This is a genomic window from Gardnerella sp. DNF01141, from assembly GCF_049244255.1.
GTDB classification, from domain to species: Bacteria; Actinomycetota; Actinomycetes; order Actinomycetales; family Bifidobacteriaceae; genus Bifidobacterium; species Bifidobacterium vaginale_E.
Map to the genome: position 1 here is coordinate 82,168 of NZ_CP058391.1, position 24,436 is coordinate 106,603.

Annotated in this window: 15 protein-coding genes; 11 read left to right on the forward strand and 4 right to left on the reverse strand. The window is 39.6% G+C overall.

Features of this window, described 5'->3' with window-relative positions:
* Positions 1-29: 29 nt before the first annotated feature.
* The 4 genes from HXT35_RS00275 to HXT35_RS00290 all read left to right on the forward strand — a co-directional run bounded on the left by HXT35_RS00275 (position 30) and on the right by HXT35_RS00290 (position 7,447).
* Positions 30-1,352, forward strand: coding sequence for an O-acetylhomoserine aminocarboxypropyltransferase/cysteine synthase family protein (locus HXT35_RS00275; protein WP_004128043.1), 1,323 nt, complete (start codon positions 30-32; stop codon positions 1,350-1,352).
* A 270-nt stretch (positions 1,353-1,622) separates the two neighbouring features.
* Positions 1,623-2,462, forward strand: a complete 840-nt coding sequence (locus HXT35_RS00280; protein WP_004128044.1) for an ABC transporter ATP-binding protein — start codon at positions 1,623-1,625, stop codon at positions 2,460-2,462.
* A gap of 17 nt (positions 2,463-2,479) precedes the next feature.
* Positions 2,480-5,173, forward strand: coding sequence for an ABC transporter permease (locus tag HXT35_RS00285; RefSeq protein WP_004128047.1), 2,694 nt, complete (start codon positions 2,480-2,482; stop codon positions 5,171-5,173).
* A 384-nt stretch (positions 5,174-5,557) separates the two neighbouring features.
* On the forward strand, positions 5,558-7,447 hold the full coding sequence (locus HXT35_RS00290) for a chromosome partitioning protein ParA (protein WP_421788040.1): 1,890 nt from the start codon (positions 5,558-5,560) through the stop codon (positions 7,445-7,447).
* 99 nt (positions 7,448-7,546) lie between these two features.
* Here the strand turns inward: HXT35_RS00290 and HXT35_RS00295 are convergent, their stop codons facing one another.
* Both HXT35_RS00295 and HXT35_RS00300 read right to left on the reverse strand, forming a co-directional pair.
* On the reverse strand, positions 7,547-8,302 hold the full coding sequence (locus HXT35_RS00295; RefSeq protein ID WP_032843488.1) for a response regulator: 756 nt from the start codon (positions 8,300-8,302) through the stop codon (positions 7,547-7,549).
* A 12-nt stretch (positions 8,303-8,314) separates the two neighbouring features.
* The gene (locus HXT35_RS00300; protein ID WP_032843491.1) at positions 8,315-10,861 is read right to left on the reverse strand and encodes a sensor histidine kinase; all 2,547 of its coding nucleotides are present in this window, start codon (positions 10,859-10,861) and stop codon (positions 8,315-8,317) included.
* A gap of 128 nt (positions 10,862-10,989) precedes the next feature.
* Between HXT35_RS00300 and HXT35_RS00305 the strand changes: the two genes are divergently transcribed.
* The 4 genes from HXT35_RS00305 (at position 10,990) to HXT35_RS00320 (ending at position 15,363) form a co-directional block, all read left to right on the forward strand.
* Positions 10,990-12,372, forward strand: a complete 1,383-nt coding sequence (locus tag HXT35_RS00305; RefSeq protein ID WP_421788042.1) for an alpha/beta fold hydrolase — start codon at positions 10,990-10,992, stop codon at positions 12,370-12,372.
* A gap of 137 nt (positions 12,373-12,509) precedes the next feature.
* Positions 12,510-13,316: a pyrroline-5-carboxylate reductase gene (gene proC / locus HXT35_RS00310; RefSeq protein ID WP_421788044.1), complete on the forward strand. Its 807-nt coding sequence runs from the start codon at positions 12,510-12,512 to the stop codon at positions 13,314-13,316.
* A 51-nt stretch (positions 13,317-13,367) separates the two neighbouring features.
* Entirely contained in the window at positions 13,368-14,456 is a 1,089-nt protein-coding gene (ychF, locus tag HXT35_RS00315; RefSeq protein ID WP_004128066.1) for a redox-regulated ATPase YchF, read from the forward strand.
* A 229-nt stretch (positions 14,457-14,685) separates the two neighbouring features.
* A complete protein-coding gene (locus tag HXT35_RS00320) occupies positions 14,686-15,363 on the forward strand; it encodes a L,D-transpeptidase (protein WP_421788046.1) in 678 nt (225 codons plus the stop codon).
* Positions 15,364-15,495: 132 nt separating this feature from the next.
* Here HXT35_RS00320 and HXT35_RS00325 read toward each other — a convergent pair whose 3' ends face one another.
* The gene (locus tag HXT35_RS00325) at positions 15,496-16,590 is read right to left on the reverse strand and encodes a YeiH family protein (protein WP_004128071.1); all 1,095 of its coding nucleotides are present in this window, start codon (positions 16,588-16,590) and stop codon (positions 15,496-15,498) included.
* A gap of 382 nt (positions 16,591-16,972) precedes the next feature.
* On the opposite strand from HXT35_RS00325, the gene HXT35_RS00330 reads away from it, so the two are divergent.
* Positions 16,973-18,262 carry a uracil-xanthine permease family protein gene (locus tag HXT35_RS00330; protein WP_421788048.1) on the forward strand — a complete coding sequence of 430 codons (1,290 nt, stop codon included), beginning with the start codon at positions 16,973-16,975 and terminating at the stop codon, positions 18,260-18,262.
* A 140-nt stretch (positions 18,263-18,402) separates the two neighbouring features.
* Positions 18,403-21,996: a UPF0182 family protein gene (locus HXT35_RS00335; protein WP_421788050.1), complete on the forward strand. Its 3,594-nt coding sequence runs from the start codon at positions 18,403-18,405 to the stop codon at positions 21,994-21,996.
* 164 nt (positions 21,997-22,160) lie between these two features.
* Here HXT35_RS00335 and HXT35_RS00340 read toward each other — a convergent pair whose 3' ends face one another.
* Positions 22,161-22,952, reverse strand: a complete 792-nt coding sequence (locus HXT35_RS00340) for an ABC transporter permease (protein ID WP_421788052.1) — start codon at positions 22,950-22,952, stop codon at positions 22,161-22,163.
* 303 nt (positions 22,953-23,255) lie between these two features.
* Between HXT35_RS00340 and HXT35_RS00345 the strand changes: the two genes are divergently transcribed.
* Positions 23,256-24,308: an ABC transporter substrate-binding protein gene (locus HXT35_RS00345; protein ID WP_004134874.1), complete on the forward strand. Its 1,053-nt coding sequence runs from the start codon at positions 23,256-23,258 to the stop codon at positions 24,306-24,308.
* The last annotated feature ends 128 nt before the right edge of the window (positions 24,309-24,436 follow it).

Here is a 24,436-nt window from a genome sequence, read left to right on the forward strand (position 1 = left end):
TTAAAAAGTTGAAAAACTGGAGGGGTATTATGAGCGCTACTGAAGAATTGCAAGGAAAGTATCATTTTGAAACATTGCAATTGCATGTTGGCCAAGAGCAGGCGGATCCGGCAACTGATTCTCGTGCAGTTCCTATTTATCAAACAACAAGCTACGTATTCCATGATTTTGATCATGCTGCAGCTCGTTTTGATTTGCGTGACGCTGGAAACATTTATGGTCGTTTAACGAATTCTACTCAAGATGTTTTTGAGCGCAGAATTGCGGCTCTCGAAGGTGGAACTGCTGCTTTGGCTGTTGCTTCTGGTGCTGCGGCTGTTGACTATGCGGTTCGCAATATTACGCAGCAGGGCGATCACATCGTGTCTTCAAAGAATGTGTATGGCGGCACTTATAACCTGCTTCGTCACACTCTTCCTCGAGATGGTGTAACAACCACTTTTGTTGATCCTAAGAATCCTCAAAACTTCGAGGATGCAATTCAACCAAATACAAAGCTCGTATACTTTGAAACTTTTGGTAATCCTAATGCTGATTTGCCTGATTTTGAAGCTATCTCAGAGATTGCGCATCGTCACAACATTCCTGTTTTTGTTGACAATACTTTCGCAACTCCATATCTTTTCCGTCCGCTTGAGCATGGTGCAGATATTGTAGTTGAGTCTGCTACGAAATTTATTGGCGGCCACGGCGCAACTCTTGGTGGCATTATTGTTGAAGGCGGCAATTTTGATTGGGCTAAAGTTCCTGGAAAATTCCCAACTCTTACTGAAGCTGACCCTAGCTATCATGGTTTGAACTTCTATGAAGCTTTAGGATCTGTGGCTTTTGTGACTCGTATTCGTGCGATTATTTTGCGCGATACTGGCGCTTGCATTAGCCCGTTTGCTGCGTTCTTGCTTTTGCAAGGCACGGAAACTTTGAGCTTGCGAGTTGAACGTCACGTTGAAAACGCGTTGAAGGTTGTGAAATATTTGCAAACTGTGCCAGAAGTTGAATCTGTAAGTCATCCTTCTATTGAAGGTCGTTCTGATCACGAGCTTTATAAGCGTTACTTCCCGAACGGCGGCGGCTCTATTTTCACGTTTGATATTAAAGGTGGAAGGGATGCAGCTCGCGTATTTATTGACAATTTACAGCTTTTCTCATTGCTTGCAAATGTTGCTGACGTGAAGTCATTGGTTATTCATCCTGCATCTACTACGCACTCTCAGGAAACTCCTGAAGAATTGGAAGATCAGGGCATTCATGAGGGAACTATTCGCTTGTCTATTGGAACTGAGCATATTGACGATATTCTTGCCGATTTGCAGCGCGGATTTGACGCTGTTCGTAAAGCAGGTCTTGCTTAAATAGAAAAGAGAAAGTAAAGCAAAAGTTATTAATTAAAAATATTCCTGGAGATCCATTACCATTTTATTCGGAACGCATATTGTATTTGTATGCGCTCCGATTTTTTATACATTCTGTAAATTTGTGCATCATACTTTAGGATGAGACGCTAATTTTTTCTAAATAATTTCCGCCTTACGCACGATAGTAATCAGCTGTATTTTTCCGTAAATTTAAGTATTAGCAGTAGATAACTATGCGATTACTACTTTTTAAGAAAAGGAGCAGTTATGAACAACCGTTACGAAACAAGTTCATACGAGCAAGAAAATGCTTTAGATTTTAGAGCAGATTTTAACCAAAACTTGATTGGTGAAACAGCGGTTGCAGCTTTGCATGTTGTTAAAGATTTTGGCAAGGGTGCAGGAATTGTTCACGCTTTGCGAGATGTAAGCGTAAGTTTTGAGCGCGGCAAGTTTACGGCGATTATGGGTCCTTCTGGTTCTGGAAAGTCAACTTTAATGCATTCCTTGGCTGGTCTTGACAGTGTTAATTCTGGAAAAGTTTTGGTTGATGGCCTTGATATTACAGGCATGAGCGATAAGCAGCTTACACTTATGCGTCGCGAAATGGTTGGGTTTATTTTCCAAAGTTTTAATCTTCTTCCAATGTTTAGCGCTGAGCAAAATATTCTCATGCCTCTTACTTTGGCGGGCAAAAAGCCAGATAAGCAATGGTTTAATACTTTGGTTAATACTCTTGGCTTGCAAAATCGCTTAAAGCATAGGCCTGCTGAGCTTTCTGGCGGTCAGCGACAACGCGTTGCAATCGCTCGAGCTTTAATATCTAAGCCTTCCGTAGTTTTTGCGGATGAGCCTACCGGTAATCTCGACTCTGCTTCCAGCTCAGAAGTTTTGCATTTTTTGAAGAAGTCTGTAACGGAGCTTGGTCAAACTGTGATTATGGTTACGCATGACGCTGTTGCAGCCTCTTACGCGGATCGAGCAATTGTGTTTGCAGATGGTCAAATCGTTGAAGACGTACAAAATCCTACTGCAGAAGGCATGAGCAAGATGCTTATGGAACGCAGCGAGGCTGGTATTAATAATCAGTCTGCTCAATTGCAATAAAAGGTGGTGAAGTTAGAATGTGGAAAATCGCACTAAAACTTATGCGTAAAAGCGTGCGCATGCTAATCGCCTCTGGAATTGCAATTCTTATAGGCAGCATGTTTATGAGCGCTACTTTGCTTTTTGTAAATAGTGTTGACGACTTGATGGTTCGCAATGCAACAGAAGAATTTAGTAGTGCAAATTATGCAATCTCATCTAAAGGTTCTAACAATTCTCCGAGTGGTGCAATTCATTATAAGGATCTTCATTTAGACAAAATATCGAAGATGCCTGGTGTCAACGGTATTCGTAGTGACGATGCGACTGCGCTTGTAAGAGTGGAAAAAGGTGATAAATCAGCTACGAGTATTGCTTGGTCTAGTGGTTTGTATGGAAATCTTCCTGTGTATAAATCAACAGAAGGTAGGGAACCGCAAAAAATAGGCGAAATTACGCTTATTAAAAGTATTGCTAAATCAATAAATGCAAACGTTGGCGATACTATAACTTTGGTTAAAGTAGATGACACTGGCGGAGATAAAGAAAAATCGTACGATGTTCGTGTGGTTGGTCTTGTAGACGATGGAGAACATTCTCAAATACCAGTTTCAAATCGCGGCACGTATCTTGGTGGCGTAACGAATGATTTTTGTGCAAAACTCAAAAATCTTAAGAATTTTGACAATCAAGTTGTGCAAAGCAAAGTATACATGAGTATTGATGAATCTAAAATAAACGATTTATCTCCTAAGATTAGCTCTTTGCTTCCAGAGCAATTTTCTCTTATGTCTAGGCACGAAGTTGGTGTAAGAGCTGTTCGAAATGTGTCTAACGGCACTAATTTTGTAACCATGTTCTTGCTATCTTTTGGTATTCTAGCGTTGCTTATTTCTTCGCTTGTTATAGCAAACACATTCCAAGTGTTGGTTGCTCAACGCAGACGCACTCTTGCACTTTTGCGCGTAATTGGCGCACAGTCACACCAGCTTTATGCGGCAGTTTTGCTTGAAGCTGCAATACTTGGAGTTATTTCTGCGTGCGTTGGTGTGCTTTGCGCAATCGGATTTATGGGCGCAATTAGTAACGTGAATATTAATTCTGGACCATTATCTAAGATTCCTTTGATTGTTTCGCTTCCAGCGGTTGTGTGGCCAATAGTAATTGGCGTAATTGTAACGGTTCTTGCATCTATGAGTGCTGCTCGATCTGCTACAAAAGTAACGCCTATGGAAGCGTTGCGACCAATGGATTTGATTAAAGATAAGCGCGCAAGCATTATTCGTGCTGTTTTTGGCGTGATATTTATTGTTGCAGGTATTTTAGCTACGGCTTTAAGTGCTACTTCTTTAGCAAGCATGATTGCGGTACAGTCGCCTAATGCTGGTTCTGACTCTTGGATGACTTTGCTTGGAGCAGTTTTTGGATGTGCGCTTGTTTTTATTGGCATTATTATTACAGCAACATTCTGGATGCCGTTTGCTATGAAGCTAACTGGAGCAATCATGGCACTTTGTGGGCCTGCATCTAAAGTTGCTAACGCAAATGTGCAACGTAACCCTAGAAGAGTTGCGGCAACTGGAACGGCTTTACTTATTGGTGTAACGCTTGTTTCCACAGTAGTAACTGGCGCAATATGTGGTAAAGCAACTCTTAAGGGTGTTGTTGACGATAGATATAGTGTTGACATTATTGTTCAAGGCAAGAATGTTAATGAATCTCTAGCTGCTGATATTTCAAAGATTAGTGGAGTAAAGCATACTGAGTTGCTTCCTGCAGTTCCTATGACTTTTAAGAACGCTAAGGGCAAAACTGAGTACACTATGGTAGCTGGAGTTGATAATGTAAATCAGCTTAAAAATGTAATGCACACTGATCTTTCTGGCGTTAATATAAACAAAGATTCTGTGCTTTTGCCTAAGTTTAATGAAGAAGGCGGAGAACCTTTTGACCTTAAAAAAGGAAACCTTAATCTACAAGCTTACGTAGAAAATTACAGTTCTGGTGAAACAGATGGCAAAAATATTACGCCATTTACTGGCATGAATACAGACCCTACTAATAACAATAAGAGCATTACTGTAAAGCAAGTTCAGTTTAAGAAGTATCGAAATATTGGTGTGTATTCAAATAATACTGCTTTCGTGAGCAAATCCTACTTCAATAAATACCTTAACCCTACAACGCATATGCTGCTTATTTTGGTAGACTCCAGCAAAGCTAATCTTGTAGATATTGCTAAAAACATTCAAAATGTTACATCTAGCTATGCGGAGGTTATGGCTACTGGAAGTGTGTTCGAACGAGCAAAGTGGGAGAGTGCTATCAATTCAATAATGATGGTGCTTGTTGGCTTAATAGCAGTAGCTGTTGTGATTGCTTTAATAGGCGTTGCAAACACATTAAGCTTGTCTGTTATTGAGCGCACTAAAGAATCTGCAACTTTGCGCGCAATCGGTATGACAAGAGGCCAGGTTAGAAGATCTCTTGCGTTGGAAGCAACGTTGATTTCCTTAACAAGCACTGTTTGCGGCTTGATTGTTGGAACAGCGTTTGGATGGGTTGGATCTTACATGGTGTTTAGCATAATTGGCAATGTTCCGTTTGTAGTTGATTGGAATATTTACGCGATTCTTGCTCTAATCGCTTTGCTTGCAGCTCTTCTTTCTAGCGTGCTTCCAGCTCGTAGAGCAGTGAAGTCTTCGCCAGTAGTTGCGCTCGCAGAGGACTAAATTTCGCAAAAACTATATGTAAAACGATAGTTTTTAGAAGTTAGGTTGCAGAAAATAAAGATAATGCCGGTGTGTAAATTTTACGTGCCGGCATTATCTTTTTCTTAAGCGTTTTCGACACGCAGAAAAAATTTGTAATATTATTATTATTTTTTTATTAAAATGTGTGAATAATTATGCGAAGATTATAATATTATGTATAGAAATAGCATTTTTTATTAAAGATATTCAAAAATAATACGATTATTATTCATAATAACAAGTTTTGCAGGAAATTTTCCGAATAAATAGTGTTGAAAATGTATTTATTTCTTTGTTATGCTCAAGAATGACTGCTGACATAAGTTAGACATGAAGGCCGCTACGAGCAAGGAGTAGAAAAATATGGTAACGGTCAAGAAAAAATCTGCCGCAGCAATTGCAGGAATCTTATTGTTAATGCAAAGCCCAATGCCAGCGTGGGCGCAAGAAGCTGCTGATGAAGTACAGAATGTACAAGCTCAAACAGAGGTGACTGCAAAAGCATCTACTGAAGAAGCAATTGAAAAAGCTGAAAATCAAGTTCGCGAATTAGAAGCTCAGATTGAACAGTATAAGAAAAAAGTTGCAGAATTTGACGATCTTTTAAATAAAATCGATGAGGCTGAAAAAGCATTTGAAAACGTTAAGAAAAATAATGAAAAGGAACTTTTAGAAGCTCAAAATGCACTTAAAATGGATTCCGAAGCTGCAAAAGCAAAGGTTGTGGAATTTGAAAAATCCAAAAAAGAAAAAGATAATGAGCTTATTGGATTAAAAGCAGCGTATGAATCTTTAAAAGATCAATATGATAATGCAAAATTAGCTCTTGATACTTTGCAAGGTGACGAAGAAGAAAAAAGTCAAACAAAAGAAAGAGCTGCAGCTAACATAAAGCAGTATGAATCACAGATTTCAAATCTTCACAAAGAAGTAGATTCTCTTAATGAATCTATTGCAAGCGATTCTGCTCAAGTTAAAGAGTATGATACAAAAATCGCTGAATTAGAATCCGCATTAGAAAAAGCTGATCCAAACGATGGAAGTAATTTTTATTCTATAGCGGAGCAGTTTAGAAAAGTCTCTAATGATCAAGTTTCGCTTAGCAGAAAAATAGAAGAAAATAAGAAATCTGTTTCTACTAAAGAAAAAACTGTGAAAGAATTAGAAGTTCTTTTCCAGAGTGCAAAGAAAGAATTTAAAAAAGCAAGTGAAGAACTTCGAAAAATTAAAGATCAAATTGATGAGTCTAAAAAAGATGTAGCCAAAAAGCTTGAAGCTTCTAATACTAAAGATTCTGAAGTAAAAAAAGCAGAGTCTGAGATAAAGCTTATTGGTAATATTATTGAAAACTATAAGTTAGTTGACAACAAAAAGGAATTAGACAAAAAAATTAAATCATTAAATAGTGGTATTGAGGGCGCTAAAGCGTTTAAAAAGAATCAGTCCGATGAAAGAACTGAAAAAAGTGATTTAAAGAAGCAAGCTGAAAATTCTTTGAAGGATGCAGAAAAGAATCTTGAGGAAGCTAAAGCTAAAGTTACTATCCTCAAAGCTCAATTAGAACAGGAAAAAGCTCAAAAGAATCAGCAAAATGGTAGCAGCTCTGCTGGTAATAATGATGCCAAGCAATCAGGAAAACAGACTGCTCCTATTGCTCCAGCACCTCCAGTAGCATCTGTTCCGAAAGTAACTGCTCCAGTTCCTGCAGTACCTGAAGCTAAGATTCCAGCGCCGTCTGTTAAAGCTCCAGCTATGCCACCTGCTTCTGTTGTCCCTGCGGCCCCAGTAGTGCCAGCAGTTCAAGTTGAAGATAATTCAACATCTGTAGCACCTTCAGCTCCTGCAGCAAATCCTACTGTTGCAAATACTCAGAAGGCAGTAACTCCAGTTGCTGAAGTAACTAAGAATGTTTCTTCTGCAGACGCATCTAAGGCTCCAGCTGTTGCTAATGTTCCAGCTGCTGTGGCTCCGTCGAACAATATTTCGCAAGCAGATAAGTCAACTGAATCTCAGGTTTCAGAAGAAAACTCTACGAAGTTTGAAGATAATAATGGTGAAACTGAGGAAGTTGAAGAAAAAACTCCTGTTGAAAGCAAGAAACCACAAGCTCAAGCTAGTGCTACAAGTGAAAACAAATCTTCAGGAAATGTACTTGGAAAAATAGCTATTGGCGTTGTTGGAACGTTAGCAGTTGCAGGAACTGCTGCAGCAGGCGTAACATTTATGCGTCCTCGTCGCCTACCGAAAGCATAAATTAAGAAGCTACTAGGTATGTTGATAATTTAAATTTGCGGCTATTTGTGCATTGTGCATTATGCATTAATAGCCGCATTTTTATATGTTTTGGGTATTTTACGGCTTAACTAAGCTATTTTCATAAGCAAAAACTACAGCTTGAACTCGGTCTCTAGCATTGATTTTTCCTAAAATATGCGCAACATGCGTTTTGACTGTAGGCAAGCTAATAAATAGTTTGCTAGCAATTTCCTGATTTGAAAGCCCGTGAGCAATTTCTATGAGCACCTCGCGCTCACGGTCAGTAAGTTCTGGAATAGCAGAATTTTCGTACGAGCAGCTTTGTGTTGCTGGTGCAGCAGAATTTGCTTGTGCAGCGTAACTCGAAACGCTGTTTACTTTAATATTTGTTGCTACTTTGCCTTGCTGAATCATATTTTCGATCAAACGTTTAGTAGCGGTCGGAGCAATAATTGCGTTTCCTTGATACACAGTTCGTATGGAATTAAGCAAAGTTTCTGGCTCTGTATCTTTAAGCAAAAATCCGGAAGCACCAGCATGAATTGCAGCCATAACATATTCGTCTAAATCAAAAGTTGTCAGAATAATAATTCGAGTATTTTCGTTAGTTTTTTGCTGCAGAATCTTGCGAGTTGCTTCCAAACCGTCCATTATAGGCATGCGAACGTCCATAAGAATAATGTCTGGATTTTGGCTTTTAGAAAGCTCCACAATTTGTGATCCGTTAGAAGCCTGAGATACAACGTGCATATCTTGCTGCGAATTTATTACCATCGCAAATCCTGCTCGCACAAGCTCCTGATCGTCTGCTATTGCGACTCGAATTACTTCATTGTTTTCCATATATTCCATAGTATCAACTTACTATTGCTTATTTAATGCGTTGTGTTGAATTTGCTCATCTAGTGGGGCAGCAGGGCGAATAGCAATCTCAGCTATATTTGCACCTTTATTTGCTGAATTAACGCTCGAACCTGTTTCTCGCAAAATTCCAAGCAATTTTCGCAAATATTTTAGTGCCGAACGCCCCTCGTCACTAATATTTTTAAAGGCTTTACTAATTGCTTCACTTTGCTCTTGTGGTTTCTCCGTTTCTGTTGACTCTGTATTTTCTGCATTACTATTTGTTTTTTCGTATTTATTTAGCATATCAATTCCGCTATTTGCGGCATCGATTACTTTATGCAATGTAATAGCAACTTTTTGCTGAATATTTGAGCTAAGTCGTTGCCTTTCTGCGTTAGCTGCAAGCACTTCTAGCTGTTTTTGCTCTTGCTCAAGTTCTGTTCTGCGCGCTTTTAGAAGCAGCAAATTATTGTCATCATTTCTGCGGTAATAAGCAAACGCAATAACTGTAAAACAAATTATTGCAACTATGAAACCAAAAACTAATCCAACGGACGCAAATTGCATAAAGTCATAAAAATTGGTTGTGGCAATATTTGATGTAAAGAATCGTATTGGAGTTTCAGTTTGTGGAATATTTTTTGATGAAATACCAATTTTTACGGCGAAAATAGCAGATTCGGCAAGCACTACTGCGCTAACCCATTGCCATGCGCGTTTTTTACCGTAGAGCACAGCAGCGTAAATAATATTTGGTATGAAAAAATTAGCGAATAAAATATTCGGCAAGAGTATAAGCTGTATTGCAGAAAATACTGCTGCAACAATTGCGCATGCGGTTGGAGCTTTTCTGCGAAACATGAATGGCACCATGGTTGTAAGAGTAAATACTTTATAAAGTATTTGTAATGAAAGCGAGTTGGAATATTGTGAAGACATTCCAACTCCAACAATAAAATCGTAGGTTGGCAGAAAGAGCATCATAACAACCCAAGGTGATGCATAAATAATGTCTCCAATAAGCCAATGTTGTTCAAACCATTGTGATACTTTCTCAATCCTATTTTTTGAAGTATTTGCTTCTGGTAAAACGTATGGCAAAACGTTTGTCGAAACTTCCGATGATGTTGAAACGTTTGCATTTTCCGGTTTTGTTTGTGCTTCTGCTTGATTATTAACTTTTGCATTATGAGTAACGTTATAAATACTATTTAATACAGAAGCAGTACTGTTTGACTCGTCTGTGCTGTAAGAATATGGAATGAAAGCAACAATACTAAACGTTCCATCATTCATTTTTCCATAATCAAGCGTTCCGTGAAGATTTTCAATTCGCTCTTTCATGCCAATCAAACCATAACCGTTTTTATGTGGCGCACCGCTATTTTGCGTTTGGTTAGCTTCGATTTTGTGTATTTCATTTGTAATTTTTAGTGTTAAGCCTTGGTCCTTCCACTGTTCGTGAATGTTTATTTTAATGCCATCTCCTGCGTGCTTTCGAATATTAGTAAGAGACTCCTGAACAACGCGGTATGCAACGGTTTGTGCGTCCGCGTTAAGCCTATTTTGAGAATTCATGCCATCAACAGTGTGCCAAAAAATATTTTTAGGAGATGCAATCTTTGCTTGCTCAATAAGAGAAGGCACATGATTGAAGTCCAATTGACCCGATGGAGCATCAGTTAAAGCTTCTAGAAGTCGGCGCATGTCGTGAACGGCGCGCTCGGCTTCGTTTTTAATAATATGCATTGTTTTTTTAGCAAGCGAAATATCTTTGGTTGCTGCATAACGACCACCATCTGCTTGCACAATAATAATAGAAAGCGTGTGGGCAACAATATCGTGCATGTCTCTGGCAATTCTTGCGCGTTCTGCAGTAACAGCAATATGCTGAGCTTTCTTTCTGTACGCGCGAATAGCATTATTGTGATCTTGTAAAAGTTGAATAGTATGCACGTGAGTGCGCTGCCAGTAGCCAATAATAACCGTAATAGTGGTAATAATAATCGCAAAAATTATGGAAGGAATCGCAAAATCAAGTATATTCGAAACGCAATTTTTTATGTTACTACTATTTATATTTCGTACACTGCAAGTATAACTAGATTTCGAATGATTATTGCCATATATTGGTCCCATTACAGCATTCCACGATATTAATGCGCAAGATAATACGGTTGTTACGTAAGATGCAATAACAAAAGCTTTTGAATGCTCCGGATTTCCTCGCGCAATAGCGTTAACAAGCAGTACGAAACCAAAGAAATCAGCAAAAAGTTGAATAGGACCAAAGATTACTTGCATAATGCAAATAACAATAAAAGTAATAGCTGCATGTTCAGGCCATAGTTTTCGTACTGAAAGTAGTAATGCAACAACAATATTTATAAGTATTAATGCAATTAAAGAACTTTGTGTCAAAAAGCCATCAACATTGCTTATAACATAGCGATTGCTTGAAAGAATAAAAAGAACGAATGGAATAATGAACCATAATATGTCGTTTAATGTGAGCTCTTTTCGTAAGCGTTGAATAACACTTTGAAACATATTAGGTACTTTCATAATTACTAGGCTAGTGCATAGTACTTTATAGAACAATCGAACTTGAGTATGATTTATAAGTAGAGTGTGTGATTGATAGTTGCAATGTAGCACGCAAATAAAGAAATATAGAATGGAAAGGAATACACATGGCATTACTTAATACTTATTATGTTCCTGGATTGCATGTTGAAGAGCGTGCGATTGACGTTCCGCTTGATTGGGAAGGAAACACTCCTGGTGGAGCTATTAAAGGCGAAACGATTCGACTGTTCTGTAGAGTTGTTTGTGCTCCTGAGCATGTGCATGACGATTTGCCGTTGCTTGTGTTCTTGCAAGGCGGCCCTGGTGGGCAGTGTCCGCGACCACTTTCGCCTTCTAGTGATGGTTGGATTCAAGAGGCTATTAAGCATTTTCGTGTAGTCTTGCCAGATCAGCGTGGTGTTGGGCGTTCTTCAAGAGTGGATGCTTCAACTATGAAGCGTATGGCAGATGATGGCGTAAGTGTTGAGAGACAAGCCTGGTATTTGAAGCGTTTCCTGGCTGATTCTATTATTCGCGATTTTGAACATTTGCGTCTTACTGAATTTGATGCTAAACCGTGGGTGTCTTTAGGGCAAAGTTACGGCGGATTCTTAACGCTTACGTATTTGTCGCTTTTCCCGCAAGGATTGATTGCAAGCTTCACAACTGGCGGCATTCCTCATGTTCCTGCAAATGCGCGTGAAGTCTATGAGCATACTTTTCCTCGTATGGCGCGTAAAACGGAGCAATTCTATGAGCGTTATCCGCAGGATGTTGCTCGTGCTGCTGCTATTGCAGATCGTATTGCGCAGGGTGATGTTGTGCTTCCAAATGGCGAGAAGCTTACGGTTGAGCGATTCCAAATGTTGGGTTCTTCCTTCGGCATGAAGCCAAGTTTTGAGCGAGTGCACTGGCTACTTGATTCTGCGTTTGCAGATGGTGATGGTTCTTTGAAAGCGTTTAAGCACGGTGGTGGAGCTTCTGCTGGAAGTTTAAGCGACGAGTTTGTGTACGGTGTAATGGATTCAACGGCTTCAAGCCCGCTTTATTGGCCGCTGCAAGAATTTATTTATGCTGACGGTGAATTAGAGCACCCAATTTTGTGGGCAGCTCAGCAGGTTAGGGAAACAATGTCAGAGTTTTCTGGTTCTGCACGTCCGCTTCTTTTTACGGGCGAAGCTATGTTTCCTTGGATGTTTGATCAAGAAAAAGCTTTGCAGCCATTCTTGCCAGCAGTTGACTGCTTAATGAAAGATAAGCAGTTTGGCAAGATTTATGATCAAGAGCAGCTTGCTAATAATGAAGTTCCATTACAGTCTGCAGTCTACTTTGACGACATGTACGTTGATTCTGGCCTTCAGCTTGACACGCTTTCTCGTATTGCCAATTCGCATTATTGGACAACGAATGAATTTGAGCATGATGGCTTGCATGGAGACATAGTATTTGGTCATCTTTTTAATGAAGCTTTGAATCGTGGTGATTTAGAGGGAATTTACAAGCGTTAATAAGCTGTAATTCTTAAAATTTGCATGTTTGTATCGTTTAATAGAGCACTATTTGATATGCTATACATCTGTTTGAGTAATAATTGCGTAATAAATAGTGCTTTATTTATGAAGTGCACTAATAAAGGGGATTATGAATGAGTAGTGGAACATTCGGTACTGTTGGCTTCATTGGTTACGGCAATATGGCACAAGCAATTGCTAAAGGTGCTGTAAATGCAGGCGTATTGCAAGGTGAAAATATTGTTGCATGCGCTCGTAATTTTGAAAAACTTGAGCGTAACACTTCGCTTATTGGCGCTCGCGCTATGCGCACTGCTAAAGAAGTATGTGAAGCAAGCGACGCAATTATTATTGCTGTAAAACCTTATCAGATTTCTGAAGTTCTTAAACCTATTGCTGGTCTTATTGATGAACTCGGTATAGCTATTATTTCTGTTGCAGCCGGCTGGAGTCTTGAGCAATACAAAGATTTGCTTGGCAATAATGTTCATGTGCAATGCATTATTCCTAATACTCCTATTTCGGTAGGTCAGGGAGTTACTTTAGCTGAGTCTAGTAATACTCTAACTGACTCCCAGCTTTCTATGTTTAATGCTTTATTTGATCCAATTTCTTTAGTAGAGCGTGTGGATGCTGAACATATGAATATTGCAATGTGTATTTCTAGCTGTGCTCCAGCTTTTACAGCAATGTACATGGAAGCTTTGGGAGATGCTGGAGTGAAGTACGGCTTGCAGCGAGATTGTGCTTACCGTTTGGCTGCAAAAATGATCGAAGGAGTAGGTGCGTTATATATGAACGAGCGTACTCATCCTGGTGCTATGAAAGATGCAGTGTGCTCTCCTGGAGGAACCACTATTCGAGGCGTTGCACAGTTAGAATCTCGCGGATTTAGGGGAGATGTTATTTCTGCCGTTGATGCCATAGAAAATATAAAGTAAATAAAATCAAGTTGTGTCGGCTTTCCCGACGCTGGTCTAAACTAGGTGAATATGTCTTTAACTATTGGAATTGTTGGATTGCCAAATGTTGGCAAATCCACTATGTTTAATGCTTTAACTCGCAATAACGTTTTGGCGGAGAATTATCCGTTTGCAACTATTGAACCAAATACTGGTATTGTTCCGCTTCCGGATCGTAGACTTCCAGTGCTTGCAAAATTAGTTAATACCGAAAAGATTGTTCCAGCAACAGTTACTTTTGTTGATATTGCAGGCATTGTTAAGGGTGCTTCCGAGGGCGAAGGTTTGGGCAATAAGTTCCTTGCTAATATTCGCGAAGCAGACGCAATTTGCGAAGTTGTACGTGCTTTCAACGACGACGATATTGTGCATGTGAACGGCAAAGTGGATCCTGCTGACGATATTGACACTATTAATACTGAGCTTATTCTTGCCGATATGCAAACTATTGAAAATGCTCTTCCAAAGTTGGAAAAGGATTTGCGTGGCAAGAAAGTCACTCAAGAATATGTTGATGCCGTGAATAAAGCTAAGGAAATTCTTGCTTCTGGCAAGACTATTGACCAGGCTCATAACGAAAAGCTTATTGATAAAAACGACGTGTACGATTTGCACTTGCTCACTGCTAAGCCATTTATTTACGTATTTAACGTGGATGATTCGGAGTTAGCTGACGAAGATTTAAAGTCTAAACTTTCTGCATCTGTCGCTCCTGCAAAAGCAATCTTCTTGAATGCTCAGTTTGAGTCTGAACTTACAGAGCTTGACGAATCTGACGCTCGTGAAATGCTTGAGGATGCTGGTTTGAAGGAATCTGGTTTGGATCAGCTTGCGCGTGTGGGATTCGATATTTTAGGTCTTCAAACTTATTTAACCGCTGGTGTTAAGGAAGTTCACGCTTGGCAGATTCATAAAGGCTGGACCGCTCCTCAAGCTGCAGGCGTTATTCACACTGATTTTGAGCGCGGATTTATTAAAGCAGAAATCGTATCTTACGATGATTTCGTGGCTGCTGACGGTTCTATGGCAAAAATTAAGGAAGAAGGCAAGCTTCGCCTTGAAGGCCGAGACTACGTTATGCAAGATGGAGATATTGTTGAATTTAAATTCAACGTGTGATATTTCTGCGAATTAAGCGAAATTTTGTTTTTTCAAGCGTTGCTACTAGTAGTTTGCTGTTAAACTATTAGTAGCAACTTTTTTATTTTTATAACCGGAGATAGTGATGCAATTTATTCGTGACTTTGTTAGTGATATACGCAAATGTGCGCGATTTTTTGCAAAAATGCGCAGATGGTGGATTCGTAGTTCGAAAACTATGCGCTATATATCTGCGAGCATACTTGCAATGTTGATAGTAATTTTCCTGTTATTTGTTGGTTTTGAAACGTCAAATGTACTTTCTACTACGTATCAATACGGTGTGCAAGCACGGAAAAATGCGCTTATTGAAAAGAATAAAAATAATTGCGTCGGTAGTGAAAATAACAGTAATAGAAGAAATATAAATAATAATATAAATAATACTTCTAAAAATAAGTCTTATAAGTATTGCAATAAAAGTTCTTTAAAAAAGACTAATGGTAAATCTGATTTTTGGAAGTATCCTACAGGTGGAGCATATCCTAATCTTACGGGAATAAAGGTTTCTGACTTACATATTGATGTAAATCTTAAAAAGCAGCGAGTATACATTATTGCTAAAGGTAAAACTGTTTATTCAATGATTATGAGTTCTGGTATAAAAGACTCTACTCCTCATGGTGATTATCATATTGATGGTATGCGCAACAAGCATTTTTACAATCAGAATGAAAAAGTTGGCGCTGACTATTGGGTAGGTTTTATTGATGCAGAATACTTGTTCCACTCTGTGCCAACTAACTATAACTTTGGAGAATATATTGCGTCAGAAGGTATGAAGTTAGGAAAGCCTGCGTCTCATGGTTGTGTGCGTTTAAGTGTTGCGGATGCAAAATGGTTCTATGAGAATATTCCTGACGGAACGTCTGTTCATATTGGATAATCTTGCTTGTGCAAAAGCAAGATTTAAGTCTTATTTAATGTAATTGCTTAAATGTTGCAAATAAAAAAGAGGGCCTTCATTTGAAGACCCTCGTATATTTGTTTTTAGCAAACTATTCTTGCAATATTTTGTTTAGAAGAATAGTACTGCAGCCAAACATGCTAATATTACCAAGACAATAGAAGCTAAGAAGCTTGCAAGGAAAGCTGCGCGACCCTGCTTGAAAATAGCCTTGAAGTTAACGTTAATTCCAAGAGCAGCCATTGCCATGCCGAGGAAAACGTATCCTGCTTCTACAAGAGTTAATGCATGATCTGTTATGAAAGGAACGTAAGTTCCAATAACAGATGCTGCAATGAAGCCAAGCATAAACCATGGGAAGCTAATCTTATGCTTTCCACCATTTTCAACTTTGCTATGACGAGCATTCCACCAGATTGCAATAAAGATGGAGGCTGGAACTAACATAAGAACTCGTGAAAGCTTCATTATTGTTGCAGCATTGATGCTAACGGATGCTCCGCCAGCTGCAGTATTGATACTATCGAATGCTCCGCCAGCTGCAACAGCATGTGCGATTTCGTGAAGAGATGCTCCTGAAGCTATTCCAAGCTGCTGCTTAGTCATGCCGAAGTGAGGAAGAATAAAGATTTCAGCAAGAGCGTAAATAGTGCCCATAATTGCAACTGTTGCAACGGCCATAACTTCGTTCTGCTCTTTTTCATCTTCCTCTTCTGGAAGAACTGGCATTGAGCCAGAAAGACCCATAACTGCTGCAGCGCCACAAATACTTGTGCCTCCTGCAGTAAGCATTGCAAGCTGAGGATTTACCTTCAAAAGTTTAGCAATGTTATAAGTTACGAAAACCATTACTGCAACTAACACAGCTGCAATAGGTAGGCACTTAATGCCCTTGGTAAACAAATCATGCAAATTCAGCTTAAAGCCGAGGAGAATAATACCAAGACGAAGAAGTTTGTTTGCAATCAAACCAGCAGCGCTTTTAACGCCTGCTCGTCGTAAATCATTATTCTTTTTGTATGCGTGCAATGGCAGCTGCAGAGCCATGCCAACAAGCAACGCAATAATAAGAGCACCAAGTAATTGGAAACCTGGGTACTGCTTAAGCCAGCTGCCAATAAAGGAAGCTAGAAGTGTCAATACGGCAATAAGAGCCATATCGATGGTGCAGATTTTCTTTTTCCATGTATCAAAGAAATTAACCATTTAGCTCATTATTCTCTCACAATCGGACAAAAACGAACATTAATTAAAGATTTAGTCAGATGTTATAAATATCTTGCAAATTTTAATCAATTTTATAAACATAAGTGAGCGATTATAAACATTTGTTAGTGTTTATTTTGTTCTTTTCGACACACCGATTTTGCTTGATATTTCAACAAAAATAAAAAATAGCCTTATGATTTTATACTTATGTTCGACACATATCTTTTTGCGCGTTAGAATTTCTCTTTGGCATATGGGTCGGTGGTGCAATGGAGACCTCCCAGAAGCTGCCATCCCAGCGCTCAACGAGTGCTTGTTTTTTTTTTAACGACACTCGGTTACATACCTCTTGCAGAACTTGTTTTTACGAGGAGAAGAAATGAATTCTTTGTTTACATGGCAGCGTCACGGCGACGGTAAGACTTTGCGCCCTGGCGAAGTAGTTGAGCCAGATGAACGTTTAACCTGGACTCGTACCGCTGGTATTGGTGCTCAGCATGTTATTGCAATGTTTGGCGCCACATTCTTAGTGCCTATTTTAACGCACTTTGATCCGTCGACTACTTTGATGTTCACAGCTCTTTCGACGGCATTGTTCTTATTGATTAACGCAAACAAGCTTCCTAGTTATCTGGGAAGCTCTTTTGGTCTTATAGCACCTGTTATGGCTGTAGCTTCAGCTAATAAAGGCATTGCTGTTGCAAGCTTTGGCATTATGTGCACAGGTATTTTGCTTGCGCTTATTGGTGTGCTTGTTCATTTTGCGGGCGCTAAGTGGATTGACATTATTATGCCGCCTGTTGTAAACGGTGCAATCGTTGCAATTATTGGTTTTAACTTAGGCCCAGCCGTTTGGAGTAACTTCCAAAAGGCTCCAGATACGGCTTTGGTAACTTTGGTTGCAGTTATGCTTATTGCAGTAATCTTCCGCGGTCTTATTGGACGATTGAATATTTTACTTGGCGTTCTTGTTGGCTACGCGTACGCATGCTGGCGCGGACAAGTTGATTTTAGTCAGATTGAGAATGCTTCTTGGATTGGTTTCCCTAAGTTCCACACTCCACAAGTAGATTTCTCCGTTCTGCTTATGTTCTTGCCTGTGGTTCTTGTTTTGATTGCAGAAAATGTTGGTCACGTTAAGTCTGTAGCTCAAATGACTGGTCGAAATTACGATGACAAGATTGGTACAGCTTTATTCGCCGACGGTTTAGGTACTGCAATTGCAGGTTGCTTCGGTGGCTGCGGTACAACTACATATGGTGAAAACATTGGTGTTATGGCTGCAACAAAGGTTTACTCAACAGCAGCTTACTGGTGTGCAGCAGCGTTTGCTTTCATCTTGAGCCTCTGCCCAAAGTTCGGTGCAGTTGTAAACTCCATTCCAGCCGGCGTTTTGGGTGGTGTAACCACTTTGCTTTACGGCATGATTGGCATGATTGGTGTGCGAATTTGGGTTGAAAACAAGGTGAACTTCGACAAGCCAGTTAACATTATGATTGCTGCAATCGTTATGATTATTGGCATTGCTAACTTCCAGTTTGCTGTTTCCGGAATCCAGTTCAACGGTATTGCGATTGGCACTGTTGTGGTGTTGGTTGTATACCATCTGATGAAGTCTATTGGTAAGCTTACCGGAACAATCGCTAAAGATGATCCAGATGTTGCTTAGCTTAAATGCTTACATGATTTAATTTAATCACATCAGGCGCGTTCGCTACTTTTGCGAGCGCGCTTTTTTGTAATTATTTTTGATTACACAACAAACACAACAAGTAGATTAGGAATAATTAGTATAGTACTATTATCCTTATGTTGAAAGTCATCATAGAAATAATCATTGGCATTGCATGGGTTGCTTTTGGCGCGTATATGGCTAAAAAACCTAAAAACACTAAAGTGCATAAGCGTTCCGATTATTCAAGCGATGGAAAGAAAAAGAGTAATCAAAATAATGATTCTGCCTATACTTCTGACGATGCTTCTACGGATGATTCCAGCGATCAAGATGTAGTTATAGAAAGCATTGATGAAGATAATAACAGTGATGATGCTGTTGCTAAAGATGAGTCTAAAGATGAGTCTAATAGTAAAAACAAAGATAAGACTTCTTCAAAGTTTGCGAAAAAAATAAAAGATTTGGCAGACTATTATAGTGACGATGATGACCTCGGTGACCTCTTTAGCGATATATTGGAAGCTAAGAAGAAACTAGAAGACGAAGGCGATTCGCCAAAAAATAGCGAAGATAGCGAAAATAGCGATACTAGTGAAGATAGCGAAAATAGTAAAAGCAATAAAAGCGATGATGAAGGCGCAAAAAATAAGGAGTATAAGCATTTTATGAGATTAGAGTTTAACGTAGGTAAATTTATTGGTGGCTCAAGAAGATGGCGCTGGCTTTTTGCTGCAATAGTAATAGCAATAGCTTTCGTAGTGGCAATAGTTTTTGGTCTTTCAAAGTTTATTACTGATTGCATGTGGTATGCGCAGCTTGGATTTGAAAGCGTAATTTGGATTCAATTGGCTGCAAAAGTAGGAGTTTGGGTACTATACGCTGTACTGATGTCCGCTTTCGGTTACTTGTCTGCAGCTTTAGCGATTAAAGCTCGTCCGACTAATGCAGATGGCTCTTATATTCGCGTGCGTGGAAATGTTATTGACTTAAAGCATGGAATAAGCTCTAAAGTTGCGTTACATGCTGCTGGTATTGTTTCGCTAATTGTTGGCGCAATATTTGGTTTCCAATTTTACAATCACTGGGTGCAAATCTTACTTATGTTCAACGCTCAGCCTTTCGGAATTAAAGATCCACAATTTGGAATCGACAATGGTTTTTACGTGTTTGTGCTTCCAGGACTAAGGTTATTTGTCCGTGCTTTTGTTCTTCTTTTAGTAATATCCCTTATTTTCTCTATTGTTTCGCACTTGCTTATGGGTGGTATTCGCTTTACTATGCCTGTTGCTGGCAATGGAATATTGAATATTACTAACCGTGCTCGCAGGCAAATTGCAATATGGTTTATGCTTGTGATTTTATCTTGGGCAGTTTTGCAAATTTTAGACATGTTCTCTGTAGTAACTCTTGATGGTTCAAGAATTACTGGTGGATCATACACAGATATGAACGCTGTAGTGCCTGGAAGCATAGTAATGGCAGTTGTAACAGTTTTGGTTGGTGCTGTTCTTGCGTTCTGGTTTATGAAATCTCATGCACTTTCTGGTGAAGCTCCAATAGCGCAACGTTTTAAGAGTGCTGTTAAAGCTTGGAAAACTCCAACAATTGCTTTGGCTTCTTTAATTGCTTGCTCAATTGTTATATCTTTTGCTTGGCCTGCACTTTTGCAGCGTTTTAAGGTTGCTCCTAACGCTCAGGAAATGGAAGCGCCTTATATTCAGCGAAATATTGATGCTACAAAGTTTGCTTACGGTTTAAACAATGTAAAGAAAGAATCGTATAACGCAACTTCTCACGGAAAATCTGGAGCATTATCTGCAGAAGCAGAATCTACTGCGCAAATTCGTTTGCTTGATCCTCAAGTTACTTCTCCAACCTTCCGTCAGCTTCAGCAATCAAAGCAATACTATACGTTCGCAGATACTCTTGCAGTAGACAAGTATGATATTGATGGAGTGAGTCAAGATACTGTTATTGCTGCTCGAGAACTAGATTTAGCCGGAAATGACAATCGTAACTGGGTTAATGATCACACTGTTTACACTCACGGCTATGGAATTGTGGCAGCTTATGGAAATAAAGTAACTGCAGACGGTCAGCCGCAATTTATGGAGTATGGTATTCCAACTCAAGGTAAGCTTACGAAGTTGCAAAAATATGAGCCTCGTATCTACTTCTCTCCAAATGCTCCAGAATATTCCATCGTTGGTTCGCCAAAGGGCACAGCTCCATGGGAGTTTGATTATCCAACTGGTTCTCAAGGTGCTTTAACTACTTTTAAGGGCAATGGTGGTCCTCGTCTTGGAAACTTCTTCTCAAAGCTTATGCATGCTATTCGTTTTGAGTCAGATCAGATTCTCTTCTCGGATCGCGTGACTGCAAATTCGCAAATTTTGTACGATCGAGATCCTAAGACGCGTGTGTCTAAAGTTGCACCATACTTGACTTTGGACGGCCGAGTGTATCCTGCTGTTGTAGATGGCCGAGTTAAATGGATTGTTGACGGATACACTACTTCTGACGCTTATCCATACTCTCAAATGACTGATTTTGGCAGTATTACGCAGGATTCAACTACAACAACATCTCGCTCAATTAAAGGCTTAACTAATCAGCGCGCAAATTATATTCGCAATTCAGTAAAAGCCACTGTTGATGCATACGATGGTTCGGTTGATTTGTACGTTTGGGATACCAAAGACCCTGTGATTAAAGCTTGGAAATCAATATTCCCAGGTCATTATCACGATATTTCTAAGATTTCTGGCGATTTGATGAAGCATTTGCGCTATCCGGAAAGCCTGTTTAAGGTTCAGCGTTATTTGCTCGCAAAGTACCATGTAGATACTGCAAGTCAGTTCTTCTCTGGCGAAGATTTTTGGCAGACTCCAGTAGATCCTACAGAATCTCAAAGTCTTCAGCGAGAAGATATTTTGCAACCGCCTTACTATTTGACTTTGCAAACTGGAGATGCAAAGAAGCCAGTATTTTCACTAGTTTCTACATATATTCCTGCAGGTAAGATTACTCGCGAAATTTTAACTGGTTTCTTGTCTGTTGATTCAGATGCCGGGGATACTCCGGGAAAGATTGGACCAAACTATGGTAAGCTTCGCTTGCAAGAATTACCTAAGGTTTCTAACGTTCCAGGCCCTGGTCAAGCTCAAAACAACTTCAACGCTAACGCGAATGTTTCTAAAGAGCTGAATTTGCTTGAATCTGGTTCTACAAAAGTTAAGCGAGGAAACTTGCTTACTTTGCCTCTTGGCGGAGGACTTGTTTACGTAGAACCTGTTTATGTGCAATCAAGTGGTTCTACAAGCTATCCGTTGCTTAAGAAGGTATTAGTTGCTTTCGGTGATCAGGTTGGTTTTGCAGATACATTAGATGAAGCTCTTGATCAAGTATTCGGCGGAGATTCCGGAGCTTTGGCAGGAGATGCGTCTAATAAACCTGGAGAATCTGGCGAAAATGGAAAGAAGACTGGCAAATCTTCTGCAGCTGTTAATCAAAAAGATTCAGGTTCCAATAGCTCAACGAATAAGCCTTCTAATAAGCAAGAAGGTTATACGAATCCTCAAGTAAAGGCTGCTCTTAAGCGAGCAGCTCAAGCGCTGAAAGATTCCGATGCTGCAATGCGTGAAGGTAATTGGGAAGCGTATGGCAAAGCTCAAAAGGAATTAAGCGATGCTATTGGCGAGGCTATGAAAGAAGAATCTGCAAAGTAGTAGAATTGCCGTTACTAATCCGTTATTATCTCAGTTTTGTAGCTGAGATAATAACGGATATTGCTATATATGCGTTACTTTCTCAGTTTGTTTACTGAGTTTTTAACGGTGTTTTGCTTATTACCGTTACTTTCTCAGTTTGTCGACTGAGTTTTTAACGGTGTTTAAAGCTGGTTGTCTGGATCTTCGTCATCGCTTACAGGACCTAGAAGAATATTTTCGCAAGCATTGATAATGGTCATAAGAATTGTAGTAAGAGCAATTATTGCGATTGTTGCAGAAAAAATAAGCGGAGTCCTAAACGAGTTATAAGCAAACTGTAGCCAAATACCTAATCCGTTTCTTGCTCCTAAATATTCTGCTGTTGCTGCGGTTCCAAAAACGTATGCTGCGCTGATTCGAATTCCGCCAAAAATTTGTCGTGCTGCAACTCGTAGCTTAACGTGCCACAAAGTCCATGTTTGACTAGCTCCGCACGTTAAAGCAACATCGCTATAAAAGCTTGGCACAGCATCTAATCCGCGAATTGTTTGCACCGCAATAGGGAACATGCTAAAAATCATAACTATTGCAATTTTGCCAGACATTTCAAAACCAAACCAAATAAGAAAAATTGGTGCAATAGAAATGAGTGGCATGGTTTGAGCTGCGCATAAAAGTGGGAAAAGTGCAGATTTTATAAGTTTAAAAACGTGGAAAGCAACACCTAAAAGAATGCCAACTAAAATAGATAACGCAAAACCAATAAGTGTTTCCTGCGTTGTTATTAAAGCTGCCGGCCATAATGTTGGTAAAGCTTCAACAGTGGCTTCTGCAATAGAAGTTGGTGTAGGAATCAAATTTTGTGATATTCCAGAATATGTGCATGCTATTTGCCACAAAATAAGCAGAATTATTACGGATATTATAGTTGGCAGATACTTTAAAAGCATGCGTTTTAAACGCGATTGCGTCATATAAATTCAATTCCTTTCGCTTAAAAATGCGATTGCTGCCCCAATCGCCACAATAAAACGAGATTAGCACGTATATTCTATTAGAACCGCACAACTTAAGATGTACCTAAGTAAGTTTTGCTTATTTGTCGCTTATTTCGTGCATAATCTAAATGTTTCGTGAGTCAATGTGTGGCAAACCGCAGCAAAGTTTTTCTTTGCTCGGGGGCATTGAACGGCGCGGGCTAGGCCCTTGATACCGTTTTCTGCCAAGTTCGTGTCACTTTCCCAGAAGAACGGTACTAGAACAAAAGTAGGGAACTCATGAATATGCGTATTTTTAAGCGTACTCTTGCTGTTATTCTTTCTGCATGCTGTGCATTTTCTTTCTCGGCATGTGGATCTACTGGCGCTAATAATAACGCTAATCTTCGCAAAGTATCTTTTATGCTATTTTGGGCGCCGGATACTAATCATATTGGTATTTATGTTGCAAAGCATAAGGGCTGGTTTAAAGATGCAGGTTTAGATGTAAATATTCTTGCTGTTGCTCAAACCGGATCTGAACATGCTGTAGATAGTGGTGCTGCAGACTTTGCGCTTAGCACTTTAACTAATGCTGCTGATTTTTCCACTAAGGGAGCAAATCTTGAGCAGGTTATGCAGGTTCAGCAAAAGCCAAGTGCTATTTGGTGTTCGCTTGCAAAAAACAATAAGATTCATTCTCCAAAAGACTTTGACGGACGTACTTTTGCAACATTTGGTTCCGCTGAAGGTGATGCTGTTATTCGCAGAATGATTCAGCATGATGGTGGCGAAGGCAAGTTCGATAAAGTAACAGTTGGTACTTCTACATTCCGCACTCTTGAATCAGGTAAGGCTGATTTTGGTGGATTCTACGGCACTTGGGAAGGTGTTCAGTCGGAGATGTTTGGACCTAAGCTTCGCTGCTTTATGGAAGGCGATTATGGTGTTCCTGGCCAACCAGACACTATTGGCATAATTACTAATAAACGCACTATTGCTAAGGATCCTAAGCTTGTTCGTGCATTCGTTCAGGCTGCAAAGCGTGGTTATGAGTATGCTTATGCTCACCCGGATGAAGCTTCGGATATTTTGGTTAAGGAAGCAAAAGATGCAAACCTTGATCCAAAGTTTGTTAAGCGAAGCATGAAGATGATTGTCGACGGACAATATTGGGGCAATCGTGCCGATATTAAGAGTGGAAAGTTTGTTTTTGGCACTAGCGATGTAAAGGGAGCTCAGGCTTACTTTGACTTCTTGAGTAAAGAAGGCGCTTATACTGATGCTAAAGGCAAAGTAACAAACAAAACTCCTCAAGCTAAAGAGTTGTCTACAGACAAATTCCTAAAGTAATTTCACCAATGGCGTAAGTCTTGGTAGAATAGTTTTCAGTATATGAGGGCGTATCGGGTAGTTGTGCATTTACGTCAACTGCAATCGATACGCCCATTTCGTTGTTCTGTTGCCTTTATGAATGGGGA